The organism is Candidatus Desulfolinea nitratireducens (assembly GCF_982879505.1).
The window spans coordinates 1-17993 of the sequence record NZ_CEYOSI010000054.1 but is presented as its reverse complement, the minus strand read 5'-3'; the positions used below and the strand labels follow the sequence as shown (position 1 = coordinate 17993).

At 48.6% G+C, this 17993-nt stretch carries 16 protein-coding genes and 1 tRNA gene; 13 read left to right on the top strand and 4 right to left on the bottom strand.

Features of this window, described 5'->3' with window-relative positions:
- The 3 genes from AC3DOM_RS06755 to ychF form a co-directional block, all read right to left on the bottom strand.
- Window positions 1-1349, bottom strand: a 1349-nt coding sequence (locus AC3DOM_RS06755) for a M3 family oligoendopeptidase (RefSeq protein ID WP_487918270.1), incomplete at its 3' end; no start/stop codon positions are given.
- A gap of 19 nt (window positions 1350-1368) precedes the next feature.
- Complete coding sequence (locus AC3DOM_RS06750; RefSeq protein ID WP_487918269.1) at window positions 1369-2379, bottom strand: hypothetical protein; 1011 nt, start codon at window positions 2377-2379, stop codon at window positions 1369-1371.
- A 100-nt stretch (window positions 2380-2479) separates the two neighbouring features.
- Window positions 2480-3541: a redox-regulated ATPase YchF gene (gene ychF / locus AC3DOM_RS06745; protein ID WP_487918268.1), complete on the bottom strand. Its 1062-nt coding sequence runs from the start codon at window positions 3539-3541 to the stop codon at window positions 2480-2482.
- Between the two features lie 162 nt (window positions 3542-3703).
- Between ychF and AC3DOM_RS06740 the strand changes: the two genes are divergently transcribed.
- The 13 genes from AC3DOM_RS06740 to AC3DOM_RS06680 all read left to right on the top strand — a co-directional run bounded on the left by AC3DOM_RS06740 (window position 3704) and on the right by AC3DOM_RS06680 (window position 17252).
- Window positions 3704-3785, top strand: a tRNA-Leu gene (locus AC3DOM_RS06740).
- A gap of 99 nt (window positions 3786-3884) precedes the next feature.
- On the top strand, window positions 3885-5486 hold the full coding sequence (locus AC3DOM_RS06735) for an alpha-amylase family glycosyl hydrolase (RefSeq protein ID WP_487918267.1): 1602 nt from the start codon (window positions 3885-3887) through the stop codon (window positions 5484-5486).
- Between the two features lie 8 nt (window positions 5487-5494).
- Window positions 5495-6481 (top strand): glycosyltransferase family 2 protein, encoded by a 987-nt coding sequence (locus AC3DOM_RS06730; protein WP_487918266.1) that lies wholly within the window; start codon window positions 5495-5497, stop codon window positions 6479-6481.
- A gap of 99 nt (window positions 6482-6580) precedes the next feature.
- Entirely contained in the window at window positions 6581-7273 is a 693-nt protein-coding gene (locus AC3DOM_RS06725) for a class I SAM-dependent methyltransferase (RefSeq protein WP_487918265.1), read from the top strand.
- Window positions 7274-7315: 42 nt separating this feature from the next.
- Window positions 7316-9526, top strand: coding sequence for a hypothetical protein (locus AC3DOM_RS06720; RefSeq protein WP_487918264.1), 2211 nt, complete (start codon window positions 7316-7318; stop codon window positions 9524-9526).
- A 137-nt stretch (window positions 9527-9663) separates the two neighbouring features.
- Window positions 9664-10512: a TIGR03619 family F420-dependent LLM class oxidoreductase gene (locus tag AC3DOM_RS06715; protein WP_487918263.1), complete on the top strand. Its 849-nt coding sequence runs from the start codon at window positions 9664-9666 to the stop codon at window positions 10510-10512.
- 48 nt (window positions 10513-10560) lie between these two features.
- The gene (locus tag AC3DOM_RS06710) at window positions 10561-10836 is read left to right on the top strand and encodes a DUF2277 domain-containing protein (RefSeq protein ID WP_487918262.1); all 276 of its coding nucleotides are present in this window, start codon (window positions 10561-10563) and stop codon (window positions 10834-10836) included.
- 11 nt (window positions 10837-10847) lie between these two features.
- Window positions 10848-11711, top strand: a complete 864-nt coding sequence (locus AC3DOM_RS06705) for a 5'-3' exonuclease (RefSeq protein WP_487918261.1) — start codon at window positions 10848-10850, stop codon at window positions 11709-11711.
- Between the two features lie 149 nt (window positions 11712-11860).
- Window positions 11861-12544 carry an NAD(P)-dependent oxidoreductase gene (locus tag AC3DOM_RS06700; protein ID WP_487918260.1) on the top strand — a complete coding sequence of 228 codons (684 nt, stop codon included), beginning with the start codon at window positions 11861-11863 and terminating at the stop codon, window positions 12542-12544.
- 290 nt (window positions 12545-12834) lie between these two features.
- Window positions 12835-13461 carry a guanylate kinase gene (locus tag AC3DOM_RS06695; RefSeq protein WP_487918259.1) on the top strand — a complete coding sequence of 209 codons (627 nt, stop codon included), beginning with the start codon at window positions 12835-12837 and terminating at the stop codon, window positions 13459-13461.
- Entirely contained in the window at window positions 13458-14210 is a 753-nt protein-coding gene (locus AC3DOM_RS06690) for a rhomboid family intramembrane serine protease (RefSeq protein WP_487918258.1), read from the top strand. The genes AC3DOM_RS06695 and AC3DOM_RS06690 overlap by 4 nt, the downstream gene beginning before the upstream one ends.
- Before the next feature lie 49 nt (window positions 14211-14259).
- Window positions 14260-16629, top strand: a complete 2370-nt coding sequence (locus AC3DOM_RS06685; RefSeq protein ID WP_487918257.1) for a ComEC/Rec2 family competence protein — start codon at window positions 14260-14262, stop codon at window positions 16627-16629.
- Window positions 16629-17252 carry a DNA-3-methyladenine glycosylase family protein gene (locus AC3DOM_RS06680; protein ID WP_487918256.1) on the top strand — a complete coding sequence of 208 codons (624 nt, stop codon included), beginning with the start codon at window positions 16629-16631 and terminating at the stop codon, window positions 17250-17252. Before AC3DOM_RS06685 ends, AC3DOM_RS06680 begins: the two co-directional genes overlap by 1 nt.
- Before the next feature lie 77 nt (window positions 17253-17329).
- On the opposite strand, the gene AC3DOM_RS06675 is transcribed toward AC3DOM_RS06680, so the two are convergent.
- Entirely contained in the window at window positions 17330-17887 is a 558-nt protein-coding gene (locus AC3DOM_RS06675; RefSeq protein WP_487918255.1) for a hypothetical protein, read from the bottom strand.
- Window positions 17888-17993 lie beyond the last annotated feature (106 nt).

Sequence of the window (17993 nt, the reverse complement as noted above, 5' to 3'; positions counted from 1 at the left end):
TGACGCATGATCGTTGCATAAGAATCATCCACCTGGCGGAAGAGCAGATCACGGCGCACGGATTCGTCCCTCTCTTCGGCGAGCAACTGATCAACGAGCATCATCTCGGCAAAGGTGGATGCTGTCTCGGCGAGGGGCAGGGAGGAGTGGAAGGTAAAGATAGTATGATCTCCGGCCAGCATCGAATGGATCGCATGTCCCAGCTCATGGGCCATTGTCGCCACGTCATCGGCGCGACCCTGATAATTGAGCAAAACCCACGGGGCCATTTCCGGGGTAACCGACCAGCAAAATGCGCCGCCGCGTTTGCCCTTGCGGACTTCGCTGTCGAGATGATCATCGTCGAAAACACGCTGGGCAAGGGTAGCAAGCCTGGGGTCAAAGGTCGCAAAGGATCCCAGCACCATTTCTGCGGCTACCCCAAAATCGTAGGTTTTTTCTGATTTGACCACGGGCGCGTAAACGTCATAGCGACGCAATTTATCCACGCCGAGGTGCTTGGCCTTTAGCTTGAAATAACGCTGGAAGACATTCGCATTTTTTTCGCACACATCCAGCAAAGTGTCCACGGCCTCGTCCGGGATATCGTTCCCCAGATTGCGGGCGGAAATAGGCTCGGCGAAGCTGCGCATGTTGACATTCTCGTTGCCCCAATCGCGAACCCGCGTTTGGTACATTTGTCCGAGAATCGGCCCGTCATCCCCATAAACCTGATAAAGTTCCTGGTAGGCTGCCGCACGTAGATCAGCATCTGCCCCACGGACGTAGGTCATCAACTCGCCGCGCGTCATCTCTTTGGTCTCACCATCCACATCCAACTTGAAGACGTAGCGATTCGTGATCGCGCTGTAAAGGGTGATGAGAGCGCTTGAGCCAGTCACATTTTTTATGTTGAGAATCTTTTCTTCAGCTTCACTAAGTGTATGCGGTTTGAAATTGCGGATTTCTTCAAGATAATAACGATAATCGCCAGCGACATCCATAAAATGTTCTGCTGTTTCGGCATCGAGGTCTTTCCACCACAGATCAAAGAAGAGTGTGCGGTTTTGGACTTCGGCAAGGAATTGCTCCACACGCGATTGTGCCGATTGGGCAGTTTGATCCTGGGTATCGGCAGAGAAGGCCAATCCAGCAAAAGAGTAAAGCCGATGGGCAAGCCTTGTGCTCTTTTCAGAAGATTCGAGCATTTCCATAAAGTTTTCCACATCCATATCTGCTTTCAGGGTTGGACGCAGGGCTTCAAATGCGGTGACTTGCTCGTCAAGGTCTTTATAAGTCTTTTCCAGCTCCGGGCTTTCAAAGCTCGGGAAAAGGTCTTCAAGACTCCATTTCGTTTGGGTAAAGGTCATTCAATACTCCTGATCTTTTCTATTGATTCTCTACCAAATAATCGTAACGCGCACGTAATGTGCTGTGAATATAATTCTGCCATACGGATACAATACGATTCTGGGCATAGCTGTGCGTGGCATAGGTTTGGATGATGAAACGGTCGTCCACACAGGAAACGGCGACCAGGTCATTGCTCGATGAGGTGCCATATAAACCCCACAGAGGTATAGCTGAGCTTCCTGGAGCAAGGCGCATGCGGTCTCCGAGATCAAAACCGAGCCAATAACCGGTTACCTTACTCAATGAGACGCCTTCATTCGGCGTGTGATGGGTGCGGTGAGTCCCGTCAACCGGGTAAATGACTGTATCGTCAAGATTTGCTCCTGTCCAGTCACGATCAAAATCGACGCCGCAGCGTCCCAGCAGCAGGCTCAGTTTGCCATTAGCGAGCGAATTCATGTCCCACTCTTCAAGGATGACCGAACTGCCTTTCCCCAACGCATTGTTCAAATATTCATAAAACTCTCCCTGAAAATCGCTGCGTATTTCTTTGGCAGCAATAATCAGGTCCCAGCCTTGCCCGTTGGGTCCATTCGAAAGCAGTTGATTCTTGAAGCGTCCGAGGGCATCCTTTTCATCGACATGCCTTAAACCCATGCCTGATATGGCAATTGGCACATAGCGATAAACATTGAAATCAGCGGCAATATCTTCAAAGACCAGGATGCTGGCAGTTTTCATCCATGTGTCAAAATCTTCCATTGTAGAGGCTGCTGTGGTGGGTGGTACAACTGCAGGGGCAGCCGCTGCAGTTGGCGGAGGAGCGAGGGTTGGTTGCAGTGGGGCTGCGGCAGGGGCCTGGTTATTCAATGCCGATTGGGTAAGCTGTAAGACCATCGCAGTTGCCTCCAATTCCAGCGAGGCTTTTGTAGAATCAAAGGCTGGTGGGGAGGACGTAGTTCCTGTATCAATGGAACATGCCAAGATAAAAACCAGCGCAACAAAAAGCAAGGCGATTCTGTTTCGGTAACTTAATGAGGGGGCCATGGATTCTCCTTTTACTGTCTACAAAAAAATGGATTTGAAACCTGCAATTATTGTACAACAAAACGGCCCCTGTTGATATTCAATAGGGGCCGTTTTTGAATTAGAGATTAAAGCGGATATGCACGATCTCTCCGTCCTGGACAATATATTTCTTGCCCTCCAGACGGAGCTTGCCTTTGTTGCGGGCCTCACTCATCCCGCCGAGCGTGGTCAGGTCCTCATAGGTGACCACCTCCGCGCGGATAAACCCCTTTTCAAGATCAGAATGGATCGTGCCCGCTGCTTCCTGCGCGTTTGCACCGCGATGCAATGTCCACGCCCGGACCTCGTCTTCGCCAACAGTAAAAAAGGATTGCAGTTGCAGGAGGTCATAAGAAAGGCGGATCATTTTATTCAACCCGGGCTCTTTGATGTCGTATTCTTCCATGAACATTTTTGCATCATCAACGGGAAGTTGCGAGATTTCCATTTCCAGCTTGCCCATCAAATCCACGATGGGGATGGAATGCTCCGATTCGATCGCAGGTGGGGCCTGCCCCTCGCCGAGATTCAGCAGGATCATCATCGGTTTTCGAGTCAGTAATCCAAACCCGGAGAGATCACTTTTCTCTAGCTCTGTGAACTCGATTCCACGCAGCGGCTTCTCTTCGGAAAGAATTTTATGCAAACGTTCAAAAAGTTCAGTTTCCCGCGCGTTGACGACTTTATCCGTCCCGCCGCGCTGACTTTCGCCAGAGAGTTTCTCGAGTTTTCGCTCGACGGCGATCAGGTCATTTAACAGCAATTCGCTATTCATCGCAGAGATGTCTCGAGCCGGATCCACGCTCCCAGACGCGTGCGCGACGCTCTCGTCCTCAAAGCAGCGCACCACATGAATTAATCCATCCATCTGGGCGATCTGGTTGAGCAATTGCCCGGAAATGCTGCCCTGCCCGCTGCCTTCCAATCCGGCAATATCGGCATAGGTGACCTTGGCATACACGGTCTTTTTGGGGTTGTACATTGAAGAAAGCTGATCCACACGCGGATCTGGTACATCAACAACCGCAGTATTCACCTCCATCCGTCCGGCGCTGGCGTTGGTGGGCTGATCATGACCAGTAAGGGCGTTAAAGAGGGTTGTTTTACCTGTTTGGGGAAGTCCTATTATTCCTAGTTTCATTATTTTCCTTTAAGACTTTAGACCATAGACCTTAGACTTCAGATTTTGCAAAAAAGCTGAGATTTGATGTCTGTAATCTTAGGTCTGTTTTTCATCCTTGACCTGTTTGCATGCTATGTGTATACTACAAAACGCACTTGCCGAAGTGCTTGTACTGAGCATGCCGAAGTGGCGGAACTGGCAGACGCGCACGACTCAAACTCGTGTTCCCTTGGGAGTGAGGGTTCGATTCCCTCCTTCGGCACAGCATTATAGCACGCCCTTCTCTTGTGAGAAGGGCGTCTTTTTTGAAGGGAATGTTATACTTTCTCAAACTCACAGGATAGGGTTGAGGTATAGATCTATGCAGGATTTTCTCTGGTGGCGTGATGGGATTATTTATCAAATTTACCCGCGCTCCTTTCTGGATACCACAGGAAACGGGTTGGGTGATCTGGCTGGTATAACCGCCCGCCTTGATTATCTGGCCAATCTTGGGATTGATGCGATCTGGCTCTCTCCCTTCTTTCCCACCCCGGATGCCGATTTTGGCTACGATATCAGCGACCATGTGGATGTTGATCCACGTTTTGGCTCACTGGCAGATTTTGACGAATTAGTGGAAGCAAGCCACAAGCGGGGGATTCGAATCATTCTTGACCTTGTCCTGAATCACACCTCCGACCAGCATCCCTGGTTCCAGGAATCACGCATTAACAAAACCAATCCCAAACATGACTGGTATCTCTGGGAGTCTCCCTCCCCCTCAAAGGGGGAGGGGTCAGGGGTGGGGGTTCCAAATAAATGGCAATCCGTTTTTGGCGGTAAAGCCTGGACATGGGATCAGATACGCGGCCAATATTATTACCATATGTTCCTCAACGAGCAGCCAGACGTAAACTGGCGCAATCCCGAGGTCCGTAAGGCTCAAATGGATGTGCTGCGTTTCTGGCTGGAGCGTGGGGTGGATGGATATCGGCTTGATGTTTTCAATGTCTATTTTAAAGATGACCAACTCCGCGAAAACCCGGGAAAATTGGGGCGCAGGGCCTTTGAGCGCCAGGAGCATATTTACGATACAGACCGCCCTGAAATGGACTCTGTGCTTGAAGAGATGCGCAGCATCCTGGATGAGTATCCCGAACGCTACGCCGTGGGAGAAACCTTCCTCCCCACACCCGAAAAGATCATTCGCTATAATGGGCAAAAAAAACTGCATGCTGCCTTCGATTTTGAATTTCTCTGGAGCAACTACAAGCCCTCAAAATTTTTAACTGCCATTCAAAATTGGGAAAAGGTTGCGGCTGAAGCACAGATCTGGCCCAATTACGTTCTCAGTAATCACGATGTTCCCCGGCCTGCCACGCGTTACAGCATAGGCGAAGACGATGCCCGTGCGAAAGTTATCATGGCGATGCTGCTGACCACTCGCGGGACACCCTTTCTCTACTATGGTGAAGAGATCGGGATGCGCGATATCTCACTGCGCCGCAGCGAGATCATGGATCCGCCCGGGAAAAAATATTGGCCTTTCCATAAGGGCAGGGATGGCTGTCGCTCCCCGATGCAATGGGATGCATCAGAAAATGCGGGCTTTTCCACAGAAAATCCCTGGCTGCCTGTCCATCCTAATTCAGAGAAACGAAACGTTGCAGCACAACAGGAAAACGAACACTCACTTTTCCACTTTACGCGAAGCTTGATCGCATTACGTAAAGAAAATATAACTTTGCTGCGGGGTGAGTTTATTCCGTTAAAGGATATGCCGCGGGGCGTGTTGGCTTATTTGCGTAAAAGTGATGAAGAGACTATTTTGGTCGCCTTGAATTTTAGCGAAAATATGAAGAAGCTCATATTACCAAAGAAATCATGGCAAATTCTTTTCTCTGAAAACAGGGAAGATAAAATTACCGAAGATGCGCTTTTGCTATTTCCGCATGAAGTAATTATACTCAAGGCAAATTAAGGAAACAGATGTACAATGAAATTCTAGATCTTTCTCACTATAATATTGTCGCTATCATTCCGGCCTATAAAGTTGAGAAGCAAATCACTGAAACTTTGGCACGCGTGCCAGATTATATCCGCCTGATCATCGTAGTGGATGATGCTTCACCAGATCAGACAGGAAAGGTCGTTGCGCAGGTAAAAACCAAAGATTCGCGCATCATATTAATTGAACATGCAGAAAACCAAGGGGTAGGTGGGGCGATGCTTTCCGGGTTTCGGGAAGCGCTCAAAAGCAATGCCCAGGTTATTCTCAAGATTGATGGCGACGGGCAGATGAGCGACTATGACCCACGCCCCCTCCTTGAACCACTGATCCGCGGCCAGGCAGATTATGTCAAAGGGAATCGTTTTCGAGATTTCAAGGCGCTCAAATCTATGCCTTGGATTCGTCAGATCGGGAATATGGGGCTGGGTTTTCTCGTCAAAGCCGCCACCGGCTATTGGAATTGTTTTGATCCCACCAATGGATTTTTTGCCATTCGGAACGAAGCCCTTGCAGCACTGCCTTTGGAACGTATTCAAAAGAGTTATTTTTTTGAAACTTCAATGCTGGGTGAGTTGTATCTGGTTGGGGCCGTTATCCGAGATATTCCCTATCCCGCTGTTTATGGCGATGAAAGATCAAATCTATCAGTTCTCAAAACTCTCTGGGAGTTTCCTCCAAAACTTACTCATATTTTCTTTCGCAGAATGCTGGTCAAAAATTTTCTTTTTGATTTCAGTATGGAATCGATCTATTTGCTCGCAGGAATCCCGATGTTTTTTTTCGGTCTAATTTTTGGGATCGTTAAATGGATCAAGTATATTAATTTGGGGATTCCTGCCCCGACAGGGACGATTATGATACCTGTTATATCGGTTATGCTCGGGGTACAATTAATTCTGGCCGCCGCAAATATTGATTTGCAATCTGTACCAAAAGAACCGCTTTGTAGTGGTGAATTAAAATAAGAAAAGAGAGAACCATACTGATAGTGCAATCAAATAGCGTGCCTGCTATATTTGCCTATTTAAATATTATAAAGATCAATTACGATTGCAGGCACGTTTATGGAAGATGGAGAGTTTTTGATGCAAAGAAGTGATTTCAAGAACTATAAAGAAAAATTTGTCTCTGCAACCAAAAAAGTATTGAAAACTGAACATTCAGAAAATTTGGATGAGGCTGCTTTCCCGGCATATAGCAATCCAAACCTTTTGATGAGCTTCCTCTTTTGGGAACGGTTATATCGTGTGATTCAGTATGTTGAAAAACGAGGAAATTTAAACGCAGCTCTGGATTTTGGCTGTGGAAGCGGGGTCATGCTGCCTTTTCTTTCGCAACATGCAACTAAGGTTATTGCTGTAGATATTGATCTGGAACCTTTGAGGCGCCTTGAAAAATATATTGCTTTTGATAAAAAGGTGCAATTTTTAGAGAGCTTTACCGATATTCCCCGCCAGTCCCTTGATTTAATCATTGCTCTTGATGTCTTAGAGCATGTGGACGATTTAGAAAAGGTACTGGCGCAACTTTCTTCACTTCTCACGCCCAGTGGAGAGATTATCATTTCTGGCCCAACTGAAAGTATTTTATATAAACTTGGGCGTTTCATCGCGGGTCCAACTTACTCGGGGGATTATCATGTTAGAAATATTTATGATATTCAAGACATTACAGACAAATATCTAAATGTGAGAAAGCTAGCGACTCTTTTCTACCCAATCCCCCTTTTTCTCATTTTTACGGGAAGAGCTGACTAGCAAGTTTGCTTTTTCTCCGGGGGACAGTATACTGGTTCTTAGATGAATGAATTTTCCTATATCCCCGGGATCAAACCTTTAAACCCTGGCCCCTTGACGCGCTTTCTGCCTCCGCTTGAGGAGGGAGTCTCCTCTGCATGGCTGGAAACCCATGTCGATCTGGGGGCTTGGGTGCTCGATCCTTTTGGGAGTTCCCCTCAGCAAGCCATTCGTACGGCGCGAAAGGGATATCGCGTTTTGGTTGCCGCGAATAATCCTGTCGCGCGTTTTATGCTCGAGATGGCTGCCGATCCCCCATCCACATCAGACTATAATGCTGCACTTGCCGAACTTGCAGTCTCCCTAAAGGGGAAGGAACGTCTTGAATCTCATCTAAAAAATTTGTACAAAACACAGTGCGCCAACTGCCAACAGATGGTAATTGCTGAATCGTTTTTGTGGCATAAGGATGCTGCCACACCTTTTGCACGGATCTATGAATGCAAAAGTTGCGGCGACAAAGGCGAGCGGCTGACGACAGTTGCCGATGCCGAAAGAGCTTTGGAACTATTATCAAGCGCGAAATTACACAGGGCGCGTGTATTGGAGCGGATTGCGCCTCTCAATAACCCCGACCGTGAATATGCCGAAGAAGCACTGCAATCATATTTGCCTCGCGCCATTTATGTGCTTACCACGCTGATCAATCGGCTGGATGGACTTTCCCTCTCTCCCTTGCGCCAACGGGCCCTGACCGCCTTGTTATTGACTGCCTGTGACGAGGGAAATACGCTCTGGCCGCATCCAGTCGAACGCCCGCGCCCAAAGCAACTATTCGTACCCGGGCAGTTTTATGAACATAACCTCTGGTTGGCCCTAGAGCAGGGGGTTGATATGTGGGCAAGCGATGCCGATCCTGTTCCCCTCAATATATGGCCTGATCCGCTCCCCGAAAGCGGCGGGGTTTGCCTCTTTGAAGGCAAGCTCAAAGAGCTTAACGAAAAAAAGAAGCTGCCCAGGATCGAGGCAGTGATTACGACAATCCCGCGTCCCAACCAGGCTTTCTGGACTCTATCGGCCTTATGGGCAGGTTGGCTTTGGGGGCGTGAAGCCGCACAACCTTTCAAGGTTGGTCTGCGTCGCCGCCGTTACGATTGGGGCTGGCACGCTACTGCGCTTCACGCTGCTTTTGGACATCTGGCAACCTTGCTCCCTAAAAAAACACCTCTTTTAGGATTGCTTGCCGAGCCAGAGCCTTCATTCCTCTCTGCAACGCTGGCAGCCGCCTCATCTGATTTTACGCTCAAAAATCTTGCCATGCGCACAAAATATGATCCTGTTCAAATTATCTGGGAACGCGAAGAACCCGGTGAGATGAAAAAGCCTCAGGTGGGAGGCGCGGTTAAAAAATATCTCCGCGCTCGCGGGGAGGCGACGACTTATCTGCATCTCCACGCCCTGGCTTTGACCGAATTCGCCCGTGCGAATAGTTTGCTCTTGCCGCAAGAAGCTGTGGATGAGACCCTCCACCGAATCCACGCCACGATAGACGAGACTCTCAACACAGATACCGATCTTCTGCGTTATGAGGGCAGTGAGCATTCTCTCCAAACCGGACTGTGGGGATTGGCCTCTACTGAAAAAAGCGAGATTCCCCTGCCTGACCGCGCAGAGATGGCGGTCGTTCGTTATCTTAGTAAAAATCCCAGGCAGAGTCTGTTTGAAATTGAGCGTGAAATTTACCCACAATTTGCAGGGTTAGAAACCCCATCAAAAGCATTGATCCTGGCGATCCTTGATTCCTATGCACATCACCATAATGATGGCTTTTGGCATCTCCGCGAAGAGGACAAACCCTCTGCCCGCCTCACAGACCTTAAAGAGATGCGTGCCCTCATTACGAACCTCGGAGAACGCCTGGGCCATCAGACGCAGCAGATCGACGATAAAATGATTGTCTGGGGGGAAGAATCTGCTCCGGTATATGTCTTTCACCTGATTGCCTCTGCCCGTGTCCGCGAGATCCTGGATAAGAATACTCCGCTCCCTGGCCGCAACCTGATCGTCCTCCCTGGCGGGCGGGCGGGATTACTCGCCTACAAAGAAAAACGTGACCCCACCTTTCGTGCTTCCTTGCGTGGTTGGCGAGTTATCAAATTCCGGTTACTACGTACGCTGAGTAAAATCCCTCTCCTTAATGCCCAAACATGGGAGGAGCAGATCGGCAGCGATCCGATCGAAGGCCCGCCCTCAGGACAGCTGATGATGTTTTAGCGATGCTCCTATGGCGCAGGCCTTCTAATGAACTATAAAGATCACATGCTATATTTTTTCTGATTTGATCCTGATGTCCTGGATTGTAATAAGATAATGATTTGATTACGAATATAAATTTTGGAAGGAAGGTCATAATGAAATATGGTGTCCACTTATTTGCTACTGAAGATTCAATTCAACCAGGTGATCTGGCTCAAGAAGCTGAGTCCAGAGGATTTGAATCTGTTTTATTTTCTGAACATACTCATATCCCCGTAAATTTTTTGCAAAATAACGAATCAGGTCGGAATTTAAAAGATTATTATTGGCAGGCCTATGATCCCTTTATTGCAGCTACAGTGGCGGCTGCGGCAACAGATAGAATAAAAATCGGAACAGGCGTGAGTCTGATCCTTCAACATGATCCAATCACTCTGGCCAAAGAGGTGGCAACAATTGACCAAATTTCCAACGGGCGCTTTCTGTTTGGGATTGGCGCAGGCTGGCTTCCCGATGAAATGAAAAACCATGGTGTTGCCTATCGCACACGGTACATGTTGATTCAGGAATATGTGCAAGCCATGAAAAGAATTTGGAGTGAAGAAGCCCCGGAATATAAGGGCGAGTTTATCAATTTCAACAAGATCAAATCATATCCAAAACCAATTCAATCCCCTCACCCCCCACTGATTTCAGGTGGAGGCATAGGACCCAAATCTTTGGATTTTATTGCCCGTAACTGCGATGGGTGGATGCCTATCGTTGGGATCCCTGAATGGCATCAAATCAAAGAGGGAATTTCTAAATTAGTTGAACAAGTGGATGCTGTTGGAAGACCACCCGGATCTATTGATTTGTCCGTATTTTCTTGGTCTCTTCCTGATGAGGATGTGACAAATGATATGGAACAGGCAGGAATAAAAGAGATCGTGATTTCACTGGAAGCAAAAAATCGTGAAGAAGTACTCCCATTATTAGATGAATATGCTTCTTTGATTGAATGATTGGAGTCCTCGTTAGCATCTAATACTCCGCTAGAGGAAATGAAAATAATGTGCAGAAATATCAAAACACTTTTCAATTTCGAGCCCCCTGCTACAGAAGAAGAAATCCGGGCCGCCTCGATTCAATTTGTGCGAAAAATCAGCGGATCGACCAAGGTCTCAAAGCAGAATGAGGCTGCGTACAATCATGCCATCGATGAGATTGCTGCAAGCGTTGGAAATCTCCTTGACTCATTGGTCACCTCAGCAAGCCCAAAGGATCGCGATGTGGAAGCGGCCAAAGCTCGGGCGAGGGCGGCGAAACGATTTGGAAAGATAAACTAAGGATTGAAAAAATGAAAATTCACCTAATCGATGGCACATACGAACTTTTTCGTGGCTTCTATGGTCCGCCTCCCAGGAAAGCCCCTGATGGCCGTGAAGTCGGTGCAACAATTGGATTATTGCGTAGCCTGCTAGCACTTCTTTCCAATCCTGAGGTCACTCATTTAGCCGTTGCTTTTGACCATGTTGTGGAATCTTTTCGCAACGACCTCTTTGATGGATACAAGACCGGAGAGGGAATCGATCCGGATTTATTCGCTCAATTTCATCTGGCCGAAGAAGCTGTCGCCGCCCTGGGAATCGTGGTTTGGCCGATGGTGGAATTCGAGGCCGACGACGCCCTAGCCACCGCGGCGCTTCGTTTCAAGGGTGATCCTGCTGTCGACCAGGTGGTTATCTGCTCCCCGGATAAGGACCTCGCCCAATTGGTTTCTCAGAATCACGTCGTATGTTGGGATCGCCGCCGGGAGATCGTCTATGATGAAGCCGCTGTCCTCGAAAAATATGGGGTTGGCCCATCATCTATCCCGGACTATCTCGCCCTCGTGGGGGATGCCGCTGACGGCATTCCGGGAGTCCCCGGCTGGGGTGCAAAATCCAGCGGGATTGTCCTCTCGAAATATAAATATCTTGAAAAGATTCCCGCCAAACTTGAAGATTGGGAGATTAAAGTCCGGGGTGCCAAACGCCTGCACGAAAATTTATCCAATCACCGCGAAGAAGCTTTCTTATATCGCCGCCTGGCAACCCTGCGCTCCGATGTCCCTCTCACAGAACAACCGGATGAGTTGAAGTGGGTTTGTCCTCGCGAAAATTTCGCCAAATTCTGTCAGTCCCTGGGCACAGCAAATCTTCTCGACCAACTTCCAAAATGATCCTAACAATAAGCAGCCCCAGGGGGGAGCTTTGCCCCTTATGATAAATACCACGAGATATTGCTGGTAGAATTTAATGTGAAAAAACTCGACGGGGGCCGTGAATTATCCCAAATGGCCGCAAAGCCATAGTATCTGAGAGGATGAAAATGAAGAAGGTTTGTATCGTAGGGGCTTCCGGGAAGCTTGGGCAATATATGGTGCAGCATGCGCTGGATCGAGGCTATGAGGTAGTTGGTGTTTGTAGGGAACGCAGCGTTGCCAAACTCGACGCATTCAAGGGCCGCATCACCATCATTCCCGGACCGACAAATGACCGCGAAATCATCAAGAAGGCGGTCGCAGGGTGTGACGGGGTGCTGACGGTGCTTGTTCCCTGGGGAATGCAGCAGTATTCGTCGGGAACAGCTCAGGCAATACTCGACTACGCACGTCCAGGCGCGCGACTTATATTTTCCTGTGGCTGGCATATCACAATGGATGGGCAAGACTTATACACACGGTCTTTCAAAATATTTGAAAAGGTTGCCGGTTGGATCGGGAAACTATTTCGTGTCGTAGAAATTGACGATCAAGTGGAAGCATGCCAGCGGATCTTTGCCAGCGATACCCAATGGACGGTCGTGCGTGGAAGCGATCTCGAAGAAGGTGAGAGCCAGGGTCTACCCGTTTGGAGCAGGCACGTGGGTGACTCTATTCTTGAAAGCAATATCACCCGCCGTACAGACTTTGCCCTGTTCATGGTGGAGGCCATCGAAAATGACGATCTCGTCCACGAGGCCCCTGCGATTGTCGGTTGCCAGACGCCCTCGGCGCTAGCGCACCATTCATAAAAGCACACAACAATCCTTCAATAACCTAATGATTGCATAGGTGAAGAAGTTACCACGCTTCGGTGATGCGCAGATCATTATGTGTATTTCAACCAGGGATGAATGGATAGAGTTTCTGCAGTGGCACGAAACCTGCCACGTTGGACAGTTGGAAATATTACGCCAACTGGCAAGAAAGAACGACTCAATAATCTGATCAACCGGCAGTAGTCCCGGCGTAATACGCCTCGAAGGAGTTTGGGGGTAATTTCTTTTTCCCAACTCCTTCCTCCTCAGGTACAATATTCCCCATGACGCATACCTCCGAATTTAATATTTTCCACCCCGAGCCCTTGTTGATTGTAGTCTCTGGCCCCTCCGGGGTAGGGAAAGATACTGTTTTACAGCTGATGAAAGAGCGCGGTAAATTGCTCTTTCACTTTGTTGTCACCGCTACCACGCGTCCGATCCGGGAAGGCGAAGTGCATGGTAAAGACTATTTCTTCATCTCGAGTGATGAGTTTGCCAAGATGATCGAAGATGATGAATTGCTGGAATACGCCATTGTCTATAACGACTATAAAGGCATCCCCAAGCAGCAGGTTCGGGATGCCCTCGCCAGCGGCAAAGATGTAATTATGCGATTGGACGTCCAGGGGGCTGCCACAGTCCGTAAGATGGCACCGGAAGCGATACTGATCTTCCTCACCACGGAAAGCGAGGAGGAACTGGTCAACAGGCTCAGGGAACGAAAGACCGAAACCGCCGAAGGATTGAATCTACGGATTGCCACCGCACGTCAGGAAATGAAACGTGCCAATGAGTTCGACTACGTCGTCGTCAACAAAGATGACTATCTTAACGAAGCGGTGGATACCATCCAGGCTATTATTCACGCCGAACATCATCGCACACATCCACGTAAGGTGAACCTATGAACGAAACTCCTGCACCAAACTACGCCCAGGAAACACCTCCGCAAGCTGTCAATATTGCCCTGCCCTCTGTTCTACCTCGCGTTACCTACGCCATCATTGGTGTGACGATCTTTGTTTATTTGCTCCAAATGGCAAGCCAATTTTTCTTTTCAGGTGCTGATTACCCCGCCTTCATGGGGATGAAAATAAATGAAGCCATTCTTGCTGGTCAAATTTGGCGGCTGATCACCCCCGTCCTGCTGCACGGCTCGCTCCTGCATATCGGTTTCAATATGTACGCCCTTTTTGCAATTGGGGCAGGGATGGAAAGCCGCATGGGACATCTCCGTTTTTTGATGCTCTATCTCGTCAGCGGATTTGCCGGGAATGTCTTCTCATTTTATTTTACTGGCGCCAATTCACTTGGCGCCTCGACCGCGGTTTTTGGCCTGCTTGCCGCCGAAGGAGTCTTTCTCTACCTCAATAAGGGACTCTTCGGCCAGCGTGCACAGAGAGCATTGCGTAATATCGTCATGGTCGCCGGTGTAAATCTTTTCATCGGGCTTTCTCCTGGAATAGATAATTGGGGACATATCGGTGGTCTGCTTGGGGGATTGATCTTCGCCTGGTTTGGCGGCCCCCGTTGGGAGGTGGAGGGCATTTACCCTCTGGTTCAAGTGGTTGACCACCGCAATCTGCGTGATGCGATCACTGGAGGATTGGTGGTAGTAGGAATATTTGGAGTTGTAGCTATTTTAAAGATTTTCTAAACCTCTTTTATTTTCCATTGATACTGTAGTAAAACCCTAAAAGGACGCGATGCAATTTGTCATCTTCCCTCTGACGTGGATCTCCCTTGCCTTTCTTGGCGGCATTATTCTCGCTCGCAACGTATCGCTGACAACAACACTTTGGCTGCAAATAGGGGCAGCCTCGTTGATAATCGCCATACTAACGCTCATTTACTACCGCATCCGCGCGAAGAAAACGCCTGATTTACTCCCCGTCCTGCCTTTATATTCTTTTCTTCTCCCCTTTTTTCTTTTTTTTGGCGCATCCTATTTCCAGTTTCGTCAACCCGATTTAGCTGACATCTATTTTGTAGTTAATTTCACTGAGCGTGAATACGAATCCCTTGTTACTGGTATCGTCTCCGATCCTCCCGACTACCGCGATACCTATACCAATCTCCAGCTTGACGTTATTCATATAAATCGCCCTGATAAAAAGAACCCCATCTACATCCATGGAAAAATCCTCGTCCGTGTAGTTGCCGGAGAAAACTACCAATATGGTGACCAGCTGCGAGTACGCGGCGTTCTTGAAATCCCCCCTGAGAACGAAGAATTTTCCTATCGGGATTACCTAGCCCTGAGCGGGATTCATGCCTATATGCGCAATGCCGAGGCAACCTTCCTCCCCGAAGAGCGCGGAGGTCACCCTCTCAAGGTAGTCATCTACGATCTCAAAGACCGCGCTCTTATTAACATTTACAAACTATTCCCTGATCCCGAAGCCTCTCTTCTGGCGGGAATTCTGCTTGGCGTTGAATCAGGGCTGCCTGGCGATCTTCAGCAAGCCTTCAAGAACACTGGCACTACACATATAATTGCCATCTCTGGTTTCAATATCACCATCATCGCAGCGCTTTTCATCTCTATCTTTGGGAACCTTTTTGGAAAACGCTATGGTTCTATCATCGCCATGCTCGGCATTGCGGCTTACACAATTCTCGTTGGCGCAGATGCCGCGGTCGTTCGCGCTGCGATCATGGGTGGGTTTGGATTGCTTGGTCGTCAATTAGGGAGACGGCAGGAAGGTGTCACCTCCCTCCTGATGGTAGCGGTCGCTATGGCCCTTAATAATCCTCTTGTGCTCTGGGATGTTGGATTTCAGCTCTCTTTCGCCGCTACAATGGGCTTGATCCTCTACGCTGAGCCGCTCTCCGATTGGTTTATACGCCAGGCATCCCGGATCACCTCCGAAGAAAAAGCACAGAAGATAGCTGGGCCTGTTGGTGAATATTTCCTCTTCACTCTCGCCGCCCAATTCGCCACCATCCCGATCATGGCATTTCACTTCGGACGCATTTCGCTGATTTCATTCCTCGCCAATCCCTTTATTCTCCCCGTCCAACCAGCAGTGATGATCATTGGCGGCCTTGCCCTTATTTTCAGCCTGATCCTCTTTCCGCTGGGACAATTGATCGCGATCTTTGCCCTGCCTTTCACCACGTACACAATTAAAATGGTGGAATTTTTTGATCAAATGCCAAACGGGGTTTGGGTTCTGGGGGATACGAAGCAAATCATCGTCATCATTATTTACGCAGCGATGCTCACGTGGACTTTTGCTGGCTTCCGTTTAAAAAAGTTTTCAAGATTGTTTACAACTACCCTTATCCTCGCCTCCCTGATCATTCTCACCATTCAGGTTTGGCGCGGTGCCTTTGCCGCTCCGGATGGGCTTTTGCAGATTACCTTTCTCGATGCAGGCTCTGCCGATGCGATCCTCATCCAATCGCCAAATGGCGGGAAGATTCTGATCAACGGCGGGGAGCGGATCTCCGATCTTTCCTCCGCGCTGGGACGTCGTCTGCCCCCCTTTCAGCGTGATCTCGACTGGTTGATCGTCGCCTCTCCTCAGGAGGAAGCCCTCGCCGCATTGCCGCGAACATTGGAGCGCTTCCCTCCCGCATCCGTTTTGTGGAGCGGCAACCGTGAAGCTTCCTTCGCCTCCCGCTCTCTTGATAAGTATCTCCTGACAGATCAAATCCCGATCATCAACGCGGTAGCGGGACAAAGTCTGGAGCTTGGGAATGGTGCTCTTTTACGGATTCAAGCCGTGGGCACGCGCGGTTCGGTACTGCTGATCGAATGGGATTCTTTTCGGACATTGCTTCCCATTGGTATTGATTTTGATAGTCTCGAGGAAACCCAAAATCTGGGGGCTCTCTCTGTCCTGTTATTAGCAGATTCAGGTTACGCACCGATCAATCCCCCCGAATGGATCGACTCTTTACGCCCGCAATTGATCATCCTGAGTGTGGCTGCGGGAAATCGGGATGGTCTCCCTGATGAAGAAACACTGAGGGCGGTCGAAGATTACACCCTGCTGCGCACTGATCAAAATGGCTGGATACAAATCTCCACTGACGGCACGCAAATGTGGGTGGAAAGCCAGCGCTAATGAAATCCTCCCTGAGGAGATTAGATCAGCAAAGTTTAGAAAAAGGGGTGGTCTACCTGACAGGCGTGGATCCTGATCTGGCAAAGGTGATCCACGATTTTGGAAAGCCTCCGCTCTGGCCTCGTCAGCCGGGCTTTCCAACACTGGTCCATATTATCCTTGAACAACAGGTCTCATTGGCCTCAGCAAATGCCGCTTTCAAAAAGCTAAATGACTCTGTAGATCAGCTTACGCCAGAGCATTTCATTCAATTTTCAGATGAAAATCTAAAAGGGTTTGGCTTTAGCAGACAGAAAGCGCGATATTGCCGCTTGTTATCTGAGGCCATCATCAGCGGCGATTTTGATTTTGAAGAACTCAATCAAATGGACGATTCTTCTGTGCGGAAAAAATTGATCGAACTCAAAGGGATTGGCCCCTGGACGGCAAATATATATTTACTGATGGCATTATTGCGTCCGGATATTTGGCCTCCGGGAGATCTGGCGCTGGCAAAAGCCATGCAGGCGGTTAAAAATCTGCCTGAAGTACCCGATAATGAAACTCAGCAAAAAATTGCGGCTCAATGGAAGCCGTGGAGGGCGGTTGGCGCACGGATTTTGTGGCATTATTATTTGAGTTAACCGGTTCTTCTAATAAGAATTCTTTTCAAGGATAGATGATCATATGAAAAATAATCAGAAGAAGGACCTAACCTAGCTTACCGCCAGTCCTCTATTTCCTCTTTAAGCATTACGATCAGCTTTTCATATTTATCCGGGGCGTTTTGCCCATCCGCCTCGTAAACAATGGTATCAAATTTCTCGGAAAAATTATGTTCATCTTCGATAGAGAAATTCTGTTCAAGTAAGGGGAATATCAGGGTTTTGAGTCGCTCAAGGTGTTCGCGCATTGTGGTTGTAAACTCACTGGCTGCCCAACCCACGTCCTTGCGGGCAACCTCATCCCCTGCCTGCCATGCCTTTGCAGCCCCCACCATTTGCAGGGAGGCTTCCCGGCTCTTCTTTTGTTCGGAGAGGATAAAGCTGATCGGCCCATTATCTGTGGGAAAGCCAAAATCCTCGAGAGCCTTGATTACCAACGCTTCCTTTTTAAATAAGCCTCCCTCGATAAATTCACTGATGAACTTATGTGCGAGGATGAAGAATTCTGGGCGGGCCAATTTATTGCTGCTGAGTTCAATCATCCCATTCCCAAGCACGGCATTAAAACCTTTTATGATTTCACGGTCAACATTTAGCTTTCTTGCGATGCGCATAGATTCCCTGCTTTTCCAAGATTGTTAATTTAGCCTATTATCTCATAAATTCTGTCCATTCGCTGAAAAATCTAGCGAAATCGCGAATTAGCAGATAAACTCAGGG

What these genes read in the sequence shown, in the direction of transcription:
- AC3DOM_RS06710 (WP_487918262.1), top strand. Translation starts at nt 10,561, where the DNA reads ATGTGCAGAAATATCAAAACACTTTTCAATTTCGAGCCCCCTGCTACA.
- AC3DOM_RS06715 (WP_487918263.1), top strand. Translation starts at nt 9,664, where the DNA reads ATGAAATATGGTGTCCACTTATTTGCTACTGAAGATTCAATTCAACCA.
- AC3DOM_RS06720 (WP_487918264.1), top strand. Translation starts at nt 7,316, where the DNA reads ATGAATGAATTTTCCTATATCCCCGGGATCAAACCTTTAAACCCTGGC.
- AC3DOM_RS06675 (WP_487918255.1), bottom strand. Translation starts at nt 17,887, where the DNA reads ATGCGCATCGCAAGAAAGCTAAATGTTGACCGTGAAATCATAAAAGGT.
- AC3DOM_RS06735 (WP_487918267.1), top strand. Translation starts at nt 3,885, where the DNA reads ATGCAGGATTTTCTCTGGTGGCGTGATGGGATTATTTATCAAATTTAC.
- AC3DOM_RS06725 (WP_487918265.1), top strand. Translation starts at nt 6,581, where the DNA reads ATGGAAGATGGAGAGTTTTTGATGCAAAGAAGTGATTTCAAGAACTAT.
- AC3DOM_RS06680 (WP_487918256.1), top strand. Translation starts at nt 16,629, where the DNA reads ATGAAATCCTCCCTGAGGAGATTAGATCAGCAAAGTTTAGAAAAAGGG.
- AC3DOM_RS06695 (WP_487918259.1), top strand. Translation starts at nt 12,835, where the DNA reads ATGACGCATACCTCCGAATTTAATATTTTCCACCCCGAGCCCTTGTTG.
- AC3DOM_RS06685 (WP_487918257.1), top strand. Translation starts at nt 14,260, where the DNA reads ATGCAATTTGTCATCTTCCCTCTGACGTGGATCTCCCTTGCCTTTCTT.
- AC3DOM_RS06705 (WP_487918261.1), top strand. Translation starts at nt 10,848, where the DNA reads ATGAAAATTCACCTAATCGATGGCACATACGAACTTTTTCGTGGCTTC.
- AC3DOM_RS06750 (WP_487918269.1), bottom strand. Translation starts at nt 2,379, where the DNA reads ATGGCCCCCTCATTAAGTTACCGAAACAGAATCGCCTTGCTTTTTGTT.
- AC3DOM_RS06700 (WP_487918260.1), top strand. Translation starts at nt 11,861, where the DNA reads ATGAAGAAGGTTTGTATCGTAGGGGCTTCCGGGAAGCTTGGGCAATAT.
- AC3DOM_RS06690 (WP_487918258.1), top strand. Translation starts at nt 13,458, where the DNA reads ATGAACGAAACTCCTGCACCAAACTACGCCCAGGAAACACCTCCGCAA.
- ychF (WP_487918268.1), bottom strand. Translation starts at nt 3,541, where the DNA reads ATGAAACTAGGAATAATAGGACTTCCCCAAACAGGTAAAACAACCCTC.
- AC3DOM_RS06730 (WP_487918266.1), top strand. Translation starts at nt 5,495, where the DNA reads ATGTACAATGAAATTCTAGATCTTTCTCACTATAATATTGTCGCTATC.